Consider the following 17,957-nt stretch of genomic DNA (forward strand, 5'->3'; position numbering starts at 1 on the left):
GGCCCGCATGGATGCAGCTTCTGCCGTCCCCCGACCAGCCCCACCGCCCGGCCCCCCACCAGATAAAGAAACAGAAGCCACCCGCGAGGGGGGTCACACCCGTTCGACCCACCCCCACCGCATAATGACGCCCCGCACCCCCGGATCCCCCGTGACCAGCGCACCTCCCGCCCTGCAACCGCTGAACACCGCCGACCGCATCACCGTGATGGACATCCTGCGTGGCGCCGCCCTCTTCGGCATCCTGCTGATGAACATCGAAGCGTTCACCGGCCCGCTGGACCTGTCGTTCACCGGCGTGGATCCGCACTGGAACGGCATTGATTACCTCGCCGACGCGCTGGTGTATGTGTTGGTGCAGGGCAAGTTTTTCTTGTTGTTCTCATTGCTGTTCGGCGCCGGCTTCGCGGTGATGGCCCAGCGTGCACAGGGCGCCGGGCGGGACTTCACCCCGATCTACCTGCGCCGTAGCGTGGCGCTGCTGCTGATCGGCGCCTGCCACGCGCTGCTGGTGTGGTCCGGCGATATCCTGCTGGTGTATGCGCTGCTGTCCTTCCTGTTGCTGGGCACGCGGCGCTGGCCCGTGTCGATGCTGCCGGCGATGGGCGCGCTGGTGTATGCCTTCGCGGTGGGGCTCAGCCTGCTGTTCGCGCTGCTGGTGTGGGCGGCGGCGCGCGGTGGCAGCCCGCTGGACAGCGCGGGCAGCATGCGCGCGGCGCAGGAGGTGATCGAAGCGCAGCGGCTGGCGTATGGCCAGGGAAGCTGGGCACAAGCCAACGTGCAGCGGTTGGCCGACCTGCGGCACATGGTCGGCGGGATCCTGATCACAGGGCCGGAAATCTTCGGCATGTTCCTGATCGGTGCCTGGTTCGCGCGCAGCGGTGCGTTGGCCGACCCTGCGCGCTTTGCGTCCTTGTATGCGCGGCTGCGCTGGATCGCGATGCCCGTGGGCGTGGTGCTGATGCTGGCCAGTGCCGCGTGGCATCCCTATCTGGCGCCCGGCGAGTTCACCGTGCGGACTGGCCTGTCGTATGCGATGGCGGCGGTTGCCAGCCTGCTGATGGCCCTGGGCTACCTCGGCTGGATCGTGCAGGCGCGGCACGCGTTGGGCTGGCTGGCCGCCCCCGGGCGGATGGCGCTGACCCACTACCTGCTGCAGTCGCTGCTGTGTACGTGGCTGTTCTTCGGCTATGGCCTGGGCTTTTTCGAACAGCTGCCGCGTGCGTGGCAGCTGGTGTTCGCCGTGGCCCTGTTCGCGCTGCAGGTGGGCATCAGCCACCTGTGGCTGGCACGCTTCCGGTATGGCCCGATGGAGTGGCTGTGGCGGGCGATGACCTACCTGCGCTGGCCGCCGCTGCGGCGCACGCAGCAGACGCCCTGATCCGGCATCGTCACGTCTGGCGCGCGGCTGCTCATGGCATGCTTTGCGCTGGTACCACCTGTTGACGCAACGACGCGAGCGAACCCGATGACAAGCACTGCGCATGACTACGACCTGATCGTCCTCGGCGGCGGATCCGGCGGCCTGGCCGCTGCCTTCCGCGCGGCACAGCACGGCAGGAAGGTGGCGATGCTGGAGCCCGGCGAGCTGGGCGGCACCTGTGTCAACGTCGGCTGCGTGCCGAAGAAAGCCATGTGGCTGGCAGCCGACCTGGCCGGACGGATCGGGCTGGCACGCGCGATGGGGTTCGATGTGCCGCTGCGTCCGGCGCTGTCCTGGAAGGAACTGGTGGTGCACCGCCAGGGCTATATCGAGAACATCCACGTCAGCTACCGCAAGCGCCTGGACGAGACCGGCGTGGTGCGCGTGCCGCGCCGCGGGCGACTGGTGGATGCGCACACGGTGGAGTGCAGCGACGGAGTGCGCATCAGCGGTGAACACATCCTGCTGGCCACCGGTGCGCATCCGCAGCGCCCGGACATTCCCGGTGCGGAACTGGGCCTGGTCTCGGATGATTTCTTCAACCTGTGCGACGCACCGGCGCAGGTGGCCATCGTCGGCGGCGGCTATATCGCGGTGGAGCTGGCCGGGCTGCTGCAGGCGCTGGGCAGCCGGGTGACCCTGCTGGTGCGGGGTGGCCGGCTGCTGGACCGCTTCGATGGTGAACTGGCCGCGCAGCTGGCCGACAACCTGTGCCACCAGGGCGTGCGCATCCACTTCAACTACCGCCTGCGCGAGCTGCAGCGTGACGATGATGGCCAGCGCGTGCGCGTGCTGGGCCATGATGGTCCGCTGGACAGCGTGTTCGATACGGTGTTCTTCGCGATCGGCCGGCGCGGCAATTCGTCGGATATCGGCCTGGAGCAGGTCGGGGTTGCCGTGGGCGAGCGCGGCGAAGTGATTGTCGATGAGTGGCAGGACACCTCCGTGCCCAGCATCCACGCGGTGGGTGACATCGGCGGCAAGGTGGGCCTGACGCCGGTGGCGATCGCCGCCGCGCGGCATCTGATGGACCGGCTGTTCGGCGGCAAGCCGGACGCCAAGATGGACTACGCGAACGTGCCGAGTGTGGTGTTCTCGCATCCGCCGCTGGGCATGGTTGGACTGGGTGAAGAGGAGGCACGCGCCCAGCATGGCGATGTGCGCACTTACCACAGTAATTTCAGGCCGATGCTGCAGGCGCTGGCCGACGGGACCCAGCGCAGCATGTTCAAGCTGGTCTGCGTGGGCGCCGATGAACGGGTGGTCGGCGTGCACCTGCTGGGCGAGGCGGCCGACGAGATCCTGCAGGGATTCGCGGTGGCGGTGAAGATGGGCGCGACCAAGGCGCAGTTCGACGACACCGTGGCGATCCATCCCACCTCGTCGGAAGAAATCGTGCTGATGCGCGGCTGAGCATGCGGTGCCGGCCAAGGTCGGCACCACGAAATGCACGGTACGCACCCATGCGATAATGGAGCGCTGCATGAGCGCTCCTTCGCCCCTCGCCACCTCGTCCGCCCGCATCGCGCTGGGGGGCATCGGGCTGGCCGCGATCGGCGCGGTGGCAGCGTCCGGCAAGGCGATCATCGTCAAGCTCGGCCTGCGCCATGGCGTGGATCCGACCACGTTGCTGGCGCTGCGCATGGCGATGGCGTTTCCGTTGTTCCTGATGCTGGCCTGGTGGTCGTCACGCCGCGCCGCATCGCTGGACTGGGCTGACCGCGCACGCATCCTGTGGCTGGGTTTCACCGGCTATTACCTGTCCAGCTGGCTGGATTTCCAGGGCTTGCAGTACATCAGCGTGACGCTGGAACGGCTGATCCTGTACCTCAACCCGACCCTGGTGCTGCTGATCAACGTACTGCTGGCGCGACAACGCCCGGGCCGCTGGCAACTGGCCGCGCTGGCGCTCAGCTATGCCGGCGTGCTGGTGGCATTCGGTCACGACCTGCAGCGCGAAGGCGGGCGGATCGTGCTCGGCAGCCTGCTGGTGCTGGGCAGCGCGATCAGCTATGCGCTGTATCTGTTCGGCAGCGGCCAGGTAGTGGCGCGGATCGGCGCGGTGCGGCTGACCGCACAGGCCAGCTGCGTGGCCTGCGTGCTGGTGCTGCTGCATTTCGGCCTGACCCATCCATGGCCGCTGCTGTGGCAGGCGCCGGCACCGGTGCAGTGGCTGTCGCTGGTCAACGCGACGGTCTGCACGGTGCTGCCGGTGATGGCCATCATGCTGGCGGTCAAGCGCATCGGCTCGTCGCTGGCCGCGCAGGTCGGTATGCTCGGACCGGTTTCCACGATCGTGATGAGTCTATGGCTGCTCGACGAACCGATGGGCCCGGCGCAGATCGCCGGCACCGTGCTGGTGCTGTGCGGGGTGCTGCTGGTGACCCGCCTGCGGCGCTGACCCCGGAGCAGGCGCGCGAGCGCATCCTGGCGGTGATCCGTGCCATTCCGGCCGGGCAGGTGATGGGCTACGGGCAGGTCGCCGCACGTGCCGGACTGCCGGGCAGGGCGCGGCTGACCGCGCGCGTGCTGGGCATGAACGAAGACCCGGATCTGCCATGGCACCGCGTGCTGCGTGCCGATGGACGCATCGCCATGCCGGAAGGTTCGCGCGGTTGGCGTGAGCAGAGCCAGCGCCTTCGCGCCGAAGGCGTGGTGGTGGAACGGGGACGTGTGCGGATGCCGGCGCTGGATCCGGCCAAGGCGCTGGATGCGGAGATCTGGGGGCCGCGCTGAGCACGCCGGCGGGCTGAACGCGTGGGCGTCGAGGGCAGCGCCATCCACAAGCGCTGCCGTTATGATGGAGACCGTTCCAGAGGATGCCCCCATGCTTCCGCGACTGCCCACCGTTACCAAGGCGTTGCTGATCGCCAACGCGATCCTGTTCCTGCTGCAGCAGCCGTTCCTGCTGGGCGATGCGACCTTCGCACCGTTCATGCTGCAACCGCTGCAGGGCAGCTTCGATGCCTTTTCGCCCGGCGGCAATTTCCAGCCGTGGCAGCTGCTGACCTATGGTTTCCTGCATGGCAGTTTCGGCCATCTGTTCTTCAACATGCTCGCCGTCTTCATGTTCGGTGCGCCGCTGGAGCAGACCTGGGGCGAGAAGCGCTTCCTGATCTACTACCTGGTCTGCGTGGCAGGCGCCGGCCTGTGCCAGTTGCTGGTGGGCAGCCTGATGGAGAATCCGGCCACGGTGCTGGGTGCGTCCGGCGGCGTATTCGGTCTGTTGCTCGCCTACGGCATGCTGTTCCCGAACCAGCGGGTGATGCTGCTGTTCCCGCCGATCCCGATGAAGGCACGCACCTTCGTGATCCTGTTCGGTGTGGGTGAACTTGTACTGGGCGCCACCGGCTGGCAGCCGGGCGTGGCCCACTTCGCGCACCTGGGCGGCATGTTGTTCGGGTGGCTGCTGATCCGCTACTGGCGCGGCCAGCCGCCGTTCAAGCCGCGCCCACCGGGCCCGCCGAAGCGGCCGAACCACCTGCGCTCGATCAAGTAAGACGCGCGGGTAGTGACGGCCGCTGGCCGTCACGTGCGGGATGATCGGGTTGACGGCCAGCGGCCGTCACTACCGGGGCTGGCCGATGGCGGCCTCGATGGTGGCGATGTCGATCTTGTGCATGGTCATCATGGCGTCGAAGGCACGCTTGGCCAGCGCCTTGTCCGTACTGGTCACCGCTTCGAGCAGGATGCGCGGGGTGATCTGCCAGGACACGCCCCAGCGGTCCTTGCACCAGCCGCATGCGCTTTCCTGGCCGCCGTTGCCGACGATGGCATTCCACAGCCGGTCGGTCTCGGCCTGGTCTTCGGTGGAAACCTGCAGCGAGAACGCTTCGGTCTGCCGGAAGGCGGGGCCCCCATTGAGGCCGACGCAGGGCAGCCCACAGACGCTGAACTCCACGGTCAGCACGTCGCCCTGGCTGCCTGATGGAAAGTCGCCGGGCGCGTGGTGGACCGCGATCACCTCGCTGTCCGGGAAGGTCTCCGCGTAGAAGGTGGCCGCGTCCAGCGCGCCGTTGTCGTACCAGATGCAGACCGTGTTCTTGTGGACCATGGTGGTGCTCCCGAAGGGACGAGCGTGCAGCGATAGCACGGCCGATGTTAATCCCGGATCGTGCTCGACCGGGGCGCCGGCAGGCTACCCTGTCGGCAACGCGGACACGGACGGAACGCAGGTGAAGATTCTCATCCTTGGGGGCTACGGTGTGTTCGGCGGGCGGCTGGCGCAGCTGCTGGCCGACCTTCCCGCACTGGAACTGCTGATCGGGGGGCGCAACCTGGCCGCGGCAACGGCCTTCTGCCACGCGTTCGTCGGCCAGGCACGGGTGCGGCCGCTGCAGCTGGATCGGCGCGCGCTGGCGCCCACCCTGCAGCAGGAGCACCCTGACCTGGTGGTGGATGCCTCCGGACCGTTCCAGGCCTATGGTGGGCAGTGCTACGCGGCCATCGAAGCCTGCATCGCGGCGGGCACTGATTACCTGGACTTCGCCGATGCAGCGGACTTCGTTGCCGGCGTCGGACGCTACGATGCGCAGGCCAGGGCGGCCGGGGTGTTCGTGTTGTCCGGGGTCAGCAGTTTCCCGGTGCTGACCGCCGCCGTGCTGCGGCAGATGGCCCAGTGCATGGACATCGTCAGCGTGGAAGCCGGCATTGCGCCGTCGCCCTACGCCGGCATCGGCCTGAACGTCATGCGCGCGGTGGTGGGCTATGCGGGTGCACCGGTGAAGCTGCGTCGCGATGGTCACGATGCACACGGCATCGGCCTGGCCGAGAGCCGCCGTTTCACCGTAGCGGTGCCGGGCAGGGTGCCGCTGCGCAACCTGCGTTATTCGCTGGTGGAGGTGCCGGACCTGCAGGTGCTGCCGCCCGAACACCCCGCCATGACCGATATCTGGATCGGCGCCGGACCGGTGCCCGACGTGCTGCACCGGATGCTCAACCTGCTGGCCAAGGCACGTCACCAGCTGCGCCTGCCTTCGCTGCAACCGCTGTCTCCGCTGTTCTACCGGGTGTTGAACCGGATGAAGTTCGGCGAGCACCGTGGCGGCATGATCGTGCGCGCCACCGGACGGCGCGATGGGGTGGCGGTCCTGCAGAGCTGGCACCTGCTGGCCGAGGGCGATGATGGTCCCTATATTCCGTCGATGGCCATCGAGGCGATCATCCGCAAGCTGCTGCAGGGGCAGCGCCCTGCGCTGGGTGCGCGGGCGGCCACGCATGCGCTGGAGCTGGCGGACTATGAGCCGCTGTTTGAAGGGCGCAGCATCCACACCGGCTTCCGCCGGGAGCTGCCCGGTGCCAGCCTTTACCAGCGCGTGCTGGGCAGCGCGTATGCCACGCTGCCGGCGAGCGTGCAGGCGCTGCACGCGCCTTCGGCAGCCAAGCGCTGGCATGGCACCGCGCGGGTGGAGCGGGGCAGCGGGGTGTTGTCGCGGCTGTTGGCAGCGGTGTTCGGGTTTCCCGCGGCGGGCGAGCAGGTGCCGGTCGTCGTTGCGTTCACCGATGAGGCCGACGGCGAGCGCTGGACGCGGCGCTTCGCCGACAGGACCTTCTCTTCGCTGCAGACCGCGGGCGTGGGCCGCAACGAGGCGCTGCTGGTCGAGCGCTTCGGGGTGATCGACGTCGCGCTGGCGCTGGTGGTGGACGGCGGCCGGCTGCAGTTGCTGCCGCGGCGCTGGTCGGTGTGGGGCGTGCCGTTGCCGCGATGGCTGCTGCCGGGCGGCAACAGTTTCGAAACCGAGGTGGACGGGCGCTTCGCCTTCGACGTGGAAATCGCCGCGCCGGTGGTGGGGCGGATCGTGGCCTACCGCGGGATGCTGGACGCGCAGGACGGCCAGGACGAGGGTCGTGAATGACATCGCGCCGGTTTTTCATTCGTGCGCTGTTCGTGCGAAACCCGCGCTGATCACGGCAGTGCACGGCGATATCGGCCCTGAAACACGGTCATGTCGCGTTCTTTGTAGGCTTGCCGTTCAGCTGCTTGTTCAACTTGAGGCGCAGATCTGCGGTGACCCGCGGCCTGCTTCCCTTTGGACAAGGAGTTTGCATGAGCAGCATGAAGCGGGCCGCGTCATTGAAGCGGACCAGCATCGTCGTGGCCCTGATCTCGATCATCGGCGCGGCCTCCGCACAGAGCACCACCGGCTCCCTCTACGGCAGCGCACCGGGCGCTGCGGGCGCCTCGATCATCGTGGAGAGCGACAGCGGCCTGAAGCGCACCGTGGAGGTGAATGCCAACGGCCGCTACTCACTCGGTTCACTGCCGGTCGGCAAGTACACGGTGACCCTGCAGCGCGATGGCAAAGTGGTGCAGCAGCGCGACAACGTGCAGCTGAAGGTCGGCGCCGGTACCGATGTTTCCTTCGCTGAAGCGGCGGCCACCACGCTGGAAACCGTGACCGTGACGGCAGCCCAGCTGCCGAAGATCGATGTCACCAACACCGTTTCGCGCTCGGTGATCACCTCCGAACAGCTGGATGTGCTGCCGCTGGGCCGCAGTGCCGAAGCGATCGCGCTGCTGGCGCCGGGCGTGGTCGCCGGCAGCGGGGCGTTCCTCAACGGCTCGCGTTCGTCGCTGTCCTTCGGCGGCGCCAGCGTCACCGAAAACGCGTACTACCTCAACGGATTCAACGCCACCAATCCACTGAACAACCTCGGTGGCGTGAGCCTGCCCTACGGGTCGATCGACCAGCAGGAAACCTTCACCGGCGGCTACGGTGCCAGTTACGGACGCTCCACCGGCGGGGTGATCAACCAGCTCGGCAAGCGCGGCACCAACCAGTGGCGCTTCGGGGTGCAGACCACCTGGCAACCGGCAGCGCTGGTCGAATCGCCGCGCGACATCCTCTACCCGGACCGTGCCCTGCCGGCGGGGTACGAACTGGAGGATCCGACCCTTCCCGGTTCGCTGTACCGTTCGCGGCGGGGCGATGGCGCCGACCGCACCACCTACAGCGGCTACGTCAGCGGCCCGCTGATCGAGGACCGGCTGTTCGTGCACGTGGCTGGCGAGGTCGACAAGTCCAGCGGCGTTTTGACCCACAGCATCGAATCGGCACAGCAGGTGAAGCGCCATTACACCATCAATGCGCCGAAGTTCTACGGCAAGATCGACTGGAACATCAACGACAGCAACACGCTGGAGTACACCCGCATCCAGAACACGGATCGCTACGACGCCTACCACCGCAGCTACGACTACGCGACCCGCAGCGAGGGCGAACGCACCGGCACGTTCGCCAACACCACCAAGCTGAAAGACAACTACGACATCTTCAAGTTCACCAGCTACCTCAGCGATGACCTGACGCTGAGTGCGCTGTGGGGGCGCAGCAGGCAGCGCAATCTGGACGCGAACCCGCTGGATTCGTCCAACCCGTTCATCAGCGGTGCCAACAACCAGGATCCCGCGATCACCGGCGGCAGGCCGATCCGCAACGACCAGGTTGCGATCAATGACAAGGCATCCAATGCGGGCAGCAGTACACGCGGCCTGCGCGTGGACCTGCAGTACCGCATCGGGGAGCACGAGCTCACCGCCGGCATCGACAACATGACGTTCAACGCCAGCAACGAAGGCCAGGCCATGACCGGGCCGGGCCATGCCTGGATCTATTCGCGCATCGCCCCGGGCTCTTCGCCTGCGCCGGGCTTCGGCATCACCCCGCCCGGTGGTGACGGTTACTTCGTGCAGAAGTACATCTTCTCCACCACCACCAGCATGTCACTGCAGCAGAAAGCGTATTACCTGGAAGACCGCTGGCAGGTGACGCCGGACTGGCTGCTGACGCTGGGCCTGCGCAATGACAAGTTCACCAACTACAACAGCGCCGGTGCCGCTTATGTGGAAAGTGGTGACCAGTGGGCCCCGCGGCTGGGCGCGGCGTGGGATGTGTTCGGCGATTCTTCGCTGAAGTTCTTCGCCAACCTGGGGCGCTACTACCTGGCGCTGCCCAACAGCGTGGCCATCCGCGGTGCATCGGCATCGACCTATACCCGGGAATATTTCACCTACAGCGGCATCGATGCCAACGGCAACCCGACCGGCCTGACCGCGCTGGGGCCGGGCCCGGTATCGTCGAACAATGAATATGGGCAGACGCCGGACCCGCGCAGCGTGGCGCCTTCGGACCTGAAGTCGCAGTTCCAGGACGAGCTGATCCTGGGCTTCGAGAAGACCCTCGGCGATTCCTGGAACAGCGGTGCCAAGGCGACCTACCGTCGTCTGCAGACCGCGATCGACGACACCTGCGATGCGGGCCGCATCAGCGACAAGCTGGACGCGATGGGCGTGGATTCCAGCGCACTGGATCTCCCCGGCTGCGTGATCTTCAATCCGGGCAAGACCAATACCTTCCTGGTGAAGAAGCGCGACGGGTCGGGCTACGTCCCGGTGAGCATGAGCGGTGCCGATTGGGGACTGGGCGGGCAGAAGGCCAAGCGTGACTACGTGGCGGTTGATCTGTTCGTCGAGCACCCGATGCGCAACAACTGGTACGGCCGCGTGGACTACACCTGGTCGCGCAACTTCGGCAACACCGAAGGCCAGGTGAAGTCGGACCTGGGCCAGACGGATGTGTCCAAGACCCAGGACTGGGATTCGTCGTACCTGATGGAATACGCCGGTGGCTACCTCGCCAACGACCGCCGCCATCAGTTGAAGGGCTACGGCGCCTACCAGTTCACCGACGAATGGACGGCATCGGCCACGCTGCGGGTGATGTCCGGTGCACCGAAGACCTGCCTGGGGTTCTACGGGGCTGACGAGAGTGATCCGAGCAACTACAAGTCGTCGTATCACTACTGCAATGGCAGCCCGTCGCGTCCTGGCGATGCCGGTCGCCAGCCGTGGACTACCCGCCTCGACCTCGGCGTGCTGTATCGCCCCGCGTTCGCGCAGAAGCAGCTCGCGTTCGGGCTGGATGTGTTCAACGTGCTCAACCAGCGCCGCGCGCTGCAGTCCGAAGCCAGGTATCAAAAGGGCCCCTACACCGTGTCCAACATCTACGGCGTCGGCACCTATTTCACCGCACCGCGCTCGGTCCGGCTGACCGCCTCGTACGACTTCTGACACCCTGGCGCTGCATCGGCCACGAAAAAGGGCGCCCCTGCGGGCGCCCTTTTTTGCTGCTGCAGAAGCAGGCAACTCAACGCCAGACGCGGATCTGTTCGGCGTCGGTACGCTGCATCGGCTGGCCCGGCTTGCAGGTGAAGCTGGCGCCGAAGGCCGGCAGGTTGGCCAGCGGGCCATTGGTACGCCACTTGCCCGGCGCTTCGATATCCATGCTGGCACGTGCGGCCGCCTCGTTCGGCGACAGCTGCTGCGGCCACAGGGCGGCCCAGGCGGTGAAGAAGCCCTGCTGGTCGGCCGGCTTGGCGTTGGCTTCGACGGCGCGGTAAGCGTCCCAGGCCAGTTCCAGCCCGGCCAGGTCGGCCAGGTTGTTGTCCGCGGTGAGCGCGCCGTTGACCTTGGCACCCTTCACGCCGGGGAAATCGTAGGCGCTGTACTGGGTGGCCATGCGCGTGCCGAGCAGGGTCCAGGCCGTCTTGTCGGCCGGGGTCCACCAGCTGCGCAGTTCGCCACGCGCGTCGATCAGCGCGCCCTTGGCATCGATCGCACGGGTCAGTTCATGGCCGACCAGCGCGCCGTAGCTGCCGAACTTGTGGGCCGCGCTGGACTGGGCGTTGAAGATCGGGTCCTGCAGGGCGGCGGCGGTGACGATCAGGCGGTTCTGCGCCAGGTCATACGCCAGCGACGGCTGCTGCGGCAGCACGTCCCAGCGACGGTCCGCGTTGCCACGGCCGATGCGCTTCATTTCTTCGCGGTGGCGCCAGGTGGAAGCGATCAGCATGTTGCCGCCGAAGCTGCCACGGCCCATCGGCTGCACGCTGTAATCCAGGTCGCGCAGGGGAGTGCCGATCTCGATCTTCAGCGCGCCCAGCTTGGCTTCCGCTTCGGCCTTGGCCTCGGCGCTCAGCCAGGTGCTGCGCTTGACTGCCTCGATCTGCGTTTCGCGCAGCTTGTCGATGATCCACGCGGCCTGGCGGCGATCTTCGGCGCTCAGGTGCTTGGCAGCGTATTCGCGGCCCAGCATCGGACCGGCAGCGACGTTGATCGCATCCAGCACCTGCTCCCAGCGCGGGGCGGGCAGGGTCTGCGCGCGCAGCACGCGGCCGCGGAATTCGAACTCGGCATCGCGGTAGGCCTTGGACAGGTAAGGCGCCATCGCATCACCCACGCGCCAGCGCAGGTAGGCCTTCCACTGGTCCGGCTTGATCCGGGTGACCATGCCGTCCAGCGCCTGGAACAGCGCTTCGTCGGACAGCGACACCAGGTCGTCGTTGACGCCCTGCGCCTTCAGGAAGGCGTCCAGCTGCAGGTTCTTGTAGCGGCCGTTGAGGTCGCGGGTGGAGATCGGGGCGTAGTTGCGGAACGGGTTGTTGAGGTCGGCCAGCGACTGCGCGCTGCGCGCCAGCTCGGTTTCCAGCGCGATCACCGCAGCGACTTCGGCATCCAGCTTGTCAGCCGCGGTGCCGGTCAGCGCCAGGATCTGCTTTACGTAGGCGCGGTAGCGGCCCATCACCGCGACCGTGTCGGCGTCGGTGCGGGTGTAGAAGGCCGGGTCCGGCAGGCCCATGCCGCCCTGCATGAAGTAGCCGATGTGGCGGTCCAGCGCCTTCAGGTCCACGTCCGGGCTGAAGTTGAAGGCCACCGGGATGCCGACCTGGTGCAGGGCGGCGATCGATGCGGGTACATCCTTGGCGCGCTTGATGGCGTTGATGCGGGTCAGCAGCGGGGCGATCGGGTTGGAGCCATCGGCTTCCACTGCTGCTTCGTCCAGGCCGCTGGCCCAGAAGTCGCCAAGCAGCTTCTGCACATTGCCCTGCGGGCTGGCCATGGCGCCGTCCAGCAGCGCGCGCTGCTGCAGTCGGCTGCGCTCGACCAGCTGGCCCAGCGCGGTGGTGGCGCCGGTCTGCGGCACCGGGTTGGCCTTCAGCCAGGCGGCGTTGGTGGCGTCGTGGAAATCGGTGCACTGCGCGCTGACGGCCGGCGCACGTGCAGCCTTCTTCTTGGCGGCGAGCGCATCGTGGGCGGGAACCAGCATGGCCAGGCTGACGCCCAGGGAGATGGCAAGCGGACGAAGATTGGGCATGTAGAGCAAATCCATGATGGATTAAGGGCGGGCGAACTATAGCAAGCCGGAGATGTGCACGGCATGCACGGCGTGCACGCCGGCGCCGATCCTCCCCGGGCCCGCCAGCGCCAACGAAAAAGGCCCGGGTTTCCCCGGGCCTTGCTTTCAACGCGGCGTCAGCCGTGGCTTACCAGATCACGACCTTGGCATCGCCAGCGCGCGACATCGGCGAGCCGGCCTTGCACTGGAACGCGGCGGCGAAGCTCGGCAGGTTGGACGGCGCGCCCATCGCGCGGAACTGCGCCGGTGCGTGCGGATCGGTGGCCAGGCGGACCTTGGCGTTTTCCGGGGTGTACTTGGTGCGCCACACGGTGGCCCAGTTGAAGAAGAAGCGCTGGTCGCGGGTGAAGCCATCGACCTTCGGGTCTTCCTTGCCGGCCGATGCCTTCTGCAGCGCATCGTAGGCGGTTGCCAGGCCGCCCAGGTCGGCGATGTTCTCGCCCAGGGTCAGGCTGCCGTTCACGGCCTGGCCATCCACCTTGTACTCGTCGAACTGCTTGACCAGCTTGCCGGTCAGGCCGGAGAAGTTCTTGCTGTCCGCTTCGGTCCACCAGTTTTCGAAGTTGCCGGTCGGGCCGAAACGGCTGCCCTGGTCATCGTAACCGTGGGTCATTTCGTGGCCGATCACCGCACCGATGCCGCCGTAGTTCAGCGCGTCGTCGGCGTTGGGATCGAAGAACGGCGGCTGCAGGATGGCGGCCGGGAACACGATCTCGTTCTGCAGCGGGTTGTAGTAGGCGTTGACGGTCTGCGGGGTCATGCCCCACTCGGTCTTGTCCACCGGCTGGCCGACCTTGGCCAGGTTGAACTTGTAGTTGAAGGCGTTGGCGGCGCGGACGTTGCCGAGGAAGCTGTCACGGCCGGTTTCCAGGCCCGACCAGTCGCGCCACTTGTCCGGGTAGCCGATCTTCGGGGTGAAGGTTTCCCACTTGGCGATGGCCTTGGCCTTGGTCTCATCGCTCATCCACGCCAGGCCCTGGATACGCTCCTTGAGCGAATCGGCGAGGTTCTTCACCAGCGTTTCCATCTTCGCCTTGGCTTCCGGCGAGAAGGCGACCTTGACGTACAGCTGGCCGAAGGCTTCGCCGGCGCCGTTTTCGATGGTTCCCAGCACGCGCTTCCAGCGCGGCTTCTGTTCCTTCTGGCCGTTGAGGGTCTTGCCGTAGAAGGCATAGTTTTCGTTGGCGAAGGCATCGCTCAGGTACGGCGAAGCGCTGTCCACGGTGTGGAAGCGCAGGTAGGCGCGCCACACGGCCGGATCGGTATCGCCCAGCGCCTTGCTGACTTCTTCATGGAAGGCGGGGATGGCCAGCGAGAATTTCTCCGGCGCGGCCACGCCCTGGCTCTTGAAGAACTCGGTCCAGCTGAAGTTCGGGGTCAGGGTATCGGCTTCGGCCAGGGTGACCGGGTGGTAGTACAGCGAGACGTCGCGCGACAGTTCGACGCTGGACTTGGAGGCCTTGGCCAGGCGGGTTTCGAACTTGATCACCTCGGCGGCCTGGGTGGCGGCATCGGCGGCCGGCACGCCGGCCAGCTCCAGCACCTTGGCGACGTGGGCCTGGTAGGCCTGCAGCTTGTCGGCCTTGGCGGCGTCGGTGTAGAAGGTCTTGTCCGGCAGGCCCAGGCCGCCCTGGCTGGCGTAGGCCATGTTCACCGCGGAGTTCTTGAAGTCCGCTTCGGCGCCGAAGCCGAACAGCAGGTTTTCACCCTTGGCGGCGGTGTCGCGCAGGTAGGCGGCGATGGCGGCCTTGTCGGCCAGCGCGTCGATGGCGGCCAGGTCAGCCTTCAGCGGCTCGATGCCCTGGGCATTGATCTTGGCCTCGTCCATGCCGGTGGCCCACAGGTCACCGACCACCTTTTCGATGTGGTTCGGGTTCTTGACCTGCGCGACCTGCTCGGCCAGCTGGTGCTGGGCGGCGACCGAACGCTCGTCGAGGATGGTGAAGGCGCCCCAGCTGGTGCGGTCGGCCGGGATTTCATTGGCGGCCAGCCACTTGCTGTTGACGTAGTCGCCGAAGGCGTTGCACGCATCCAGCGTGGTGTCCAGGTCGCTGGGCTGGAAGGCGTTGTACGCCGGCAGCTTGGCCTGGTCCAGGGTGTAGGTGTGGGCTTCTGCGGCCGCGGCCGGGGTGGAGGCGGCGCCTTCCTTGGCCGGGGTTTCGCTCTTGCCGCAGCCGACCAGCGCGGCCGAAACGGCCAGGGTCAGCAGGACGATCTTGGGAGTACGGGTCACTTTGTTTGGCCTCCAGGCCGCGTGATGTCTGGGAAAGGCCCCAGAGGGCCATAGGCCGGACGATACGCCTCCGGCCAAGCCTGCAAGGGTGTCGAAGGTCATGCCGGCGCGCAAGAGGCATTCGGTGGACAGGCTCGGCACAATGGAAAACGGGCCCGGCGTGAGCCGGGCCCGCAGCAGCCACCGGCGCTTTTACGGTGCGCCGAACTCGTACTTGGCCTGCACGTAGATCGCACGGCCGTAGGCGTTGTATAGATAGTTGTTATACGGCTGGCCGCTGGTGCCGGCATAGCTGTATCGCTGGTTGTCCGGCATCTTGTTGAACACGTTGTTGACCATCAGCGACAGCGTGAGATTTTCCAGCGCACGGTAGTTCACGCTCAGGTTGTAGGTGGTGTACGAACCCCACTTGCCTGCCTTGTAACCGGAAGAGTGCACGTAGTCGTAACCGTTGCCCAGGTAGGCCATGTAGTTCGGCGTCCGGCCGATGTAGTTGGCATAGACAGTCGTGGTCCAGTTCCCCTTGGCCCAGCCCACCGAACCATCGGCGCGAACCTTCGCATAGGAGTCGTAGACCCACATGGCGTACGGGTCCCGCAGCAGGTCCAGGTAGTCGTCACCCGGCTGCGGCTGCAGTTCCCGTTCCAGCATGTTGGTGTAGTTGCCGGCGAACTGCAGCGAGCCGAAGCGTCCCAGGTCCTGCACGTACTTGAAGCTGGCCGTCAATGCCTGCAGGTTCTGCCTGGCCACGTTCAACTTCGGCGTGTAGATCTCATCTAGCACGCCCGATGCATCGCGGGTGATCCAGTCGGCCACGTTCTGGCAGCTGGCCGAAGTGTTGTTGGCCTGGCCGCCGCGGCAGTAGTACTCGGCGAGCAGCAGTTGGTCCGAACTGAGCGTGTTGACCTCGTTCTCGATCTTCCAGTTGTAGTAATCCACCGAGAAGGACAGGTTGTTCAGCGGTGCCCAGACCACGCCGGCATTCCATACATCGGCGGTAATAGGTTCCAGGTCCGGGTTGCCGGACTGCACGCCGAAAACCGACACGCTGTCATACGGGCAGCCGGTGGTTTCGGATGGGTCGTATCCCAGTTGGCCGCAGCGGTAGTAGTCGGTTGAGCCGTTGGCGTAGTAGCCGCTGCGGCCCTGGAAGGCATCGGCCAGGGTGGGCGCGCGGAAAGCCGTGCCGTACTTGCCGCGGAAGAGCAGGCTGTCGATCGGTCGGAACTCCACGCCGATGCTGTAGGTGGCCTTGTCCACGGTGCTGTCCTGGATCTTGAACGCATCATAGCGGCCCGAACCGGTAACGGTCAGCGAATTCAGAAGAGGCAGGCGTAGTTCACTGGTGAGTGCATAGTTGCTGCGATGGCCGGCGCCGGAAACCGCCGTGGTGCCCCACACGCTGCCATCCATCAGGCCTGGGTCGGGGGTGTAATCCCAGCCTTCGCTGCCGGCCTCGGCCACCACCGCAAAGCCGGCATCGCCGCCGGGCAGCGAGAACAGCGAGGCATTGGTCAGCTGCACCCGGCCGAGGTTCTGCCACGTCCGGCTTTCGCTGTAGGCGTAGCCGGTGAAGCTCTGGAAATCGCCGGCCGGCAGGGGCGCGTAGAACGCTTCCCAGTTGGGACTGTAGATGCTGTAACCGGTTGACGTGGTACCCAGCTCCGGGCCCAGTACGCGCTCTTGGAAGTAGCTGTCGATAGGATCGGCCCAACGAACGAAACTGCGTTCGGTGAGCTTGTACTCGCCACGGCTGAAGCTGGCGCTGTAGTCCCAGTTGCCTGCGCTTCCTCGTCCACCGAGGGTGACTTGGTAGGCCTTGTTGCGATCAGTGTTGAGGATGTCCTTGTAGCCGTTCGGCCCGATGTCTTCCGGTGCGAACACGCGCTGCAGGTTGAGGTACTGCCCGCTGTCCTGGTCATAGAAGCGGCCCCAGCCGGATGAGGTGCCCCACCAGGTGTAGTTCGAGCCGGTGGCGTACTGCACTTCTTCCAGGTTGACCAGCGCATCACCGAACAGCTGGACATTGTCGTTCACATCGAAGGTGAATGAACTATAGACCTGGCTGCTCTCCTTGCCGTTCTTGATGGTCTTGAAGCCGGTGCCGTAGACCGAACCGCAGGCCTGGCCGGTCGGGCGGGTGCCCAGCACGGTGGTGCCGCCGAACTGACCGGCCACGTTGGCGCACAGGTTCGGATCCATCATCGCGTAGCGGTTGCTGTTGGCCGGCTGCAGTACCAGGAAATCGTTGGAAACATACTGCGGGCTGTAGCCGTCCGGGTTGTTGACCTTGGTCAGGTCACGCTGGTAACCCCAGATCGGGTTGGTCTTTTCGTATTGAGCGTTGACCAGCACGTTGAGCCGGTCATCCAGCGCGTTGAAGCCCTGGGCGACGCTGAAGCGGATGTTGCTGCCGCCGCCTTCGCTGTAGGCACCGCCGCGCACGCTGAGCGAGCCGCCTTCCAGGCGTTCCTTGAGAATGATGTTGACCACGCCTGCGATCGCGTCCGAACCATACAGCGAGGACTGGCCGCCCGGCAGGATTTCGATGCGCTCGACGATGTCGATCGGGATGCCGCTGATGTTGTTGAACGAATCGCTGCCGTTGTACAGCGCCGGGTAGGACAGCATCGGGCGGCCGTTGATCAGGTATTTGGTATAGCCCGGGCTGAGGCCGAACATGCCGGCTGCTTCGGCACCCTGGGTGAACGAGGCCGAGGTCTGGCCGCCCTGCAGGCCGCCGGTTGAAAGGGAGGACTGCTGCAGGACGTCGGCCACGCTGGTGAAGCCGCGGGTCTGTATGTCTTCGGCGGTGACGGTGAGCACCGGCGTATGGGTCTCGATGTCCGTCTGTGGAATCAGCGAGCCGGTGACGGTCACGCGGTCCAGGCTGGTGGTAGCGGCGTCCTGGGCGATGGCCGGCGACGCGGCGACCAGGCTGCTGAACAGTGCGATGGCGAGCGGGTGACGCAGAGGCGTGCGACGCTGAGGCATGTGGGGGTCCCGAGCTGTGGCTGAAAGGCTGGCGCTGTCATCCGTGACGCTTCATCGCCGGTTCAGTCCTGAACGACGTCATCGAAACGTAACATGGCATTAACGGCGTTTC

At 66.3% G+C, this 17,957-nt stretch carries 11 protein-coding genes; 7 read left to right on the forward strand and 4 right to left on the reverse strand.

Features of this window, described 5'->3' with window-relative positions; translation table 11 throughout:
- Positions 1 to 124 precede the first annotated feature (124 nt).
- The 5 genes from RTX79_RS12065 (at position 125) to RTX79_RS12085 (ending at position 4,922) form a co-directional block, all read left to right on the forward strand.
- Entirely contained in the window at positions 125 to 1,381 is a 1,257-nt protein-coding gene (locus tag RTX79_RS12065) for a DUF418 domain-containing protein (protein WP_312683960.1), read from the forward strand.
- Positions 1,382 to 1,468: 87 nt separating this feature from the next.
- Positions 1,469 to 2,836, forward strand: coding sequence for a glutathione-disulfide reductase (gene gorA, locus RTX79_RS12070; protein ID WP_057687275.1), 1,368 nt, complete (start codon positions 1,469 to 1,471; stop codon positions 2,834 to 2,836).
- Positions 2,837 to 2,906: 70 nt separating this feature from the next.
- Positions 2,907 to 3,824: a DMT family transporter gene (locus tag RTX79_RS12075; protein ID WP_312683961.1), complete on the forward strand. Its 918-nt coding sequence runs from the start codon at positions 2,907 to 2,909 to the stop codon at positions 3,822 to 3,824.
- Entirely contained in the window at positions 3,731 to 4,159 is a 429-nt protein-coding gene (locus tag RTX79_RS12080) for an MGMT family protein (RefSeq protein WP_428696001.1), read from the forward strand. The genes RTX79_RS12075 and RTX79_RS12080 overlap by 94 nt, the downstream gene beginning before the upstream one ends.
- Before the next feature lie 91 nt (positions 4,160 to 4,250).
- The gene (locus RTX79_RS12085) at positions 4,251 to 4,922 is read left to right on the forward strand and encodes a rhomboid family intramembrane serine protease (protein WP_057687273.1); all 672 of its coding nucleotides are present in this window, start codon (positions 4,251 to 4,253) and stop codon (positions 4,920 to 4,922) included.
- A gap of 69 nt (positions 4,923 to 4,991) precedes the next feature.
- On the opposite strand, the gene RTX79_RS12090 is transcribed toward RTX79_RS12085, so the two are convergent.
- A complete protein-coding gene (locus RTX79_RS12090) occupies positions 4,992 to 5,477 on the reverse strand; it encodes a VOC family protein (RefSeq protein ID WP_312683965.1) in 486 nt (161 codons plus the stop codon).
- Between the two features lie 121 nt (positions 5,478 to 5,598).
- Between RTX79_RS12090 and RTX79_RS12095 the strand changes: the two genes are divergently transcribed.
- Both RTX79_RS12095 and RTX79_RS12100 read left to right on the forward strand, forming a co-directional pair.
- A complete protein-coding gene (locus RTX79_RS12095; RefSeq protein WP_312683967.1) occupies positions 5,599 to 7,278 on the forward strand; it encodes an SDR family oxidoreductase in 1,680 nt (559 codons plus the stop codon).
- Positions 7,279 to 7,469: 191 nt separating this feature from the next.
- Complete coding sequence (locus RTX79_RS12100) at positions 7,470 to 10,493, forward strand: TonB-dependent receptor (protein ID WP_312683968.1); 3,024 nt, start codon at positions 7,470 to 7,472, stop codon at positions 10,491 to 10,493.
- Positions 10,494 to 10,569: 76 nt separating this feature from the next.
- On the opposite strand, the gene RTX79_RS12105 is transcribed toward RTX79_RS12100, so the two are convergent.
- The 3 genes from RTX79_RS12105 to RTX79_RS12115 form a co-directional block, all read right to left on the reverse strand.
- Complete coding sequence (locus RTX79_RS12105) at positions 10,570 to 12,576, reverse strand: M13 family metallopeptidase (protein ID WP_312683969.1); 2,007 nt, start codon at positions 12,574 to 12,576, stop codon at positions 10,570 to 10,572.
- Between the two features lie 169 nt (positions 12,577 to 12,745).
- Positions 12,746 to 14,851, reverse strand: a complete 2,106-nt coding sequence (locus RTX79_RS12110) for a M13 family metallopeptidase (RefSeq protein WP_312683971.1) — start codon at positions 14,849 to 14,851, stop codon at positions 12,746 to 12,748.
- A 192-nt stretch (positions 14,852 to 15,043) separates the two neighbouring features.
- Complete coding sequence (locus tag RTX79_RS12115; RefSeq protein WP_312683973.1) at positions 15,044 to 17,845, reverse strand: TonB-dependent receptor domain-containing protein; 2,802 nt, start codon at positions 17,843 to 17,845, stop codon at positions 15,044 to 15,046.
- Positions 17,846 to 17,957: the final 112 nt, after the last annotated feature.

It is taken from the genome of Stenotrophomonas chelatiphaga (assembly GCF_032054965.1).
Taxonomy (GTDB): Bacteria; Pseudomonadota; Gammaproteobacteria; order Xanthomonadales; family Xanthomonadaceae; genus Stenotrophomonas; species Stenotrophomonas chelatiphaga.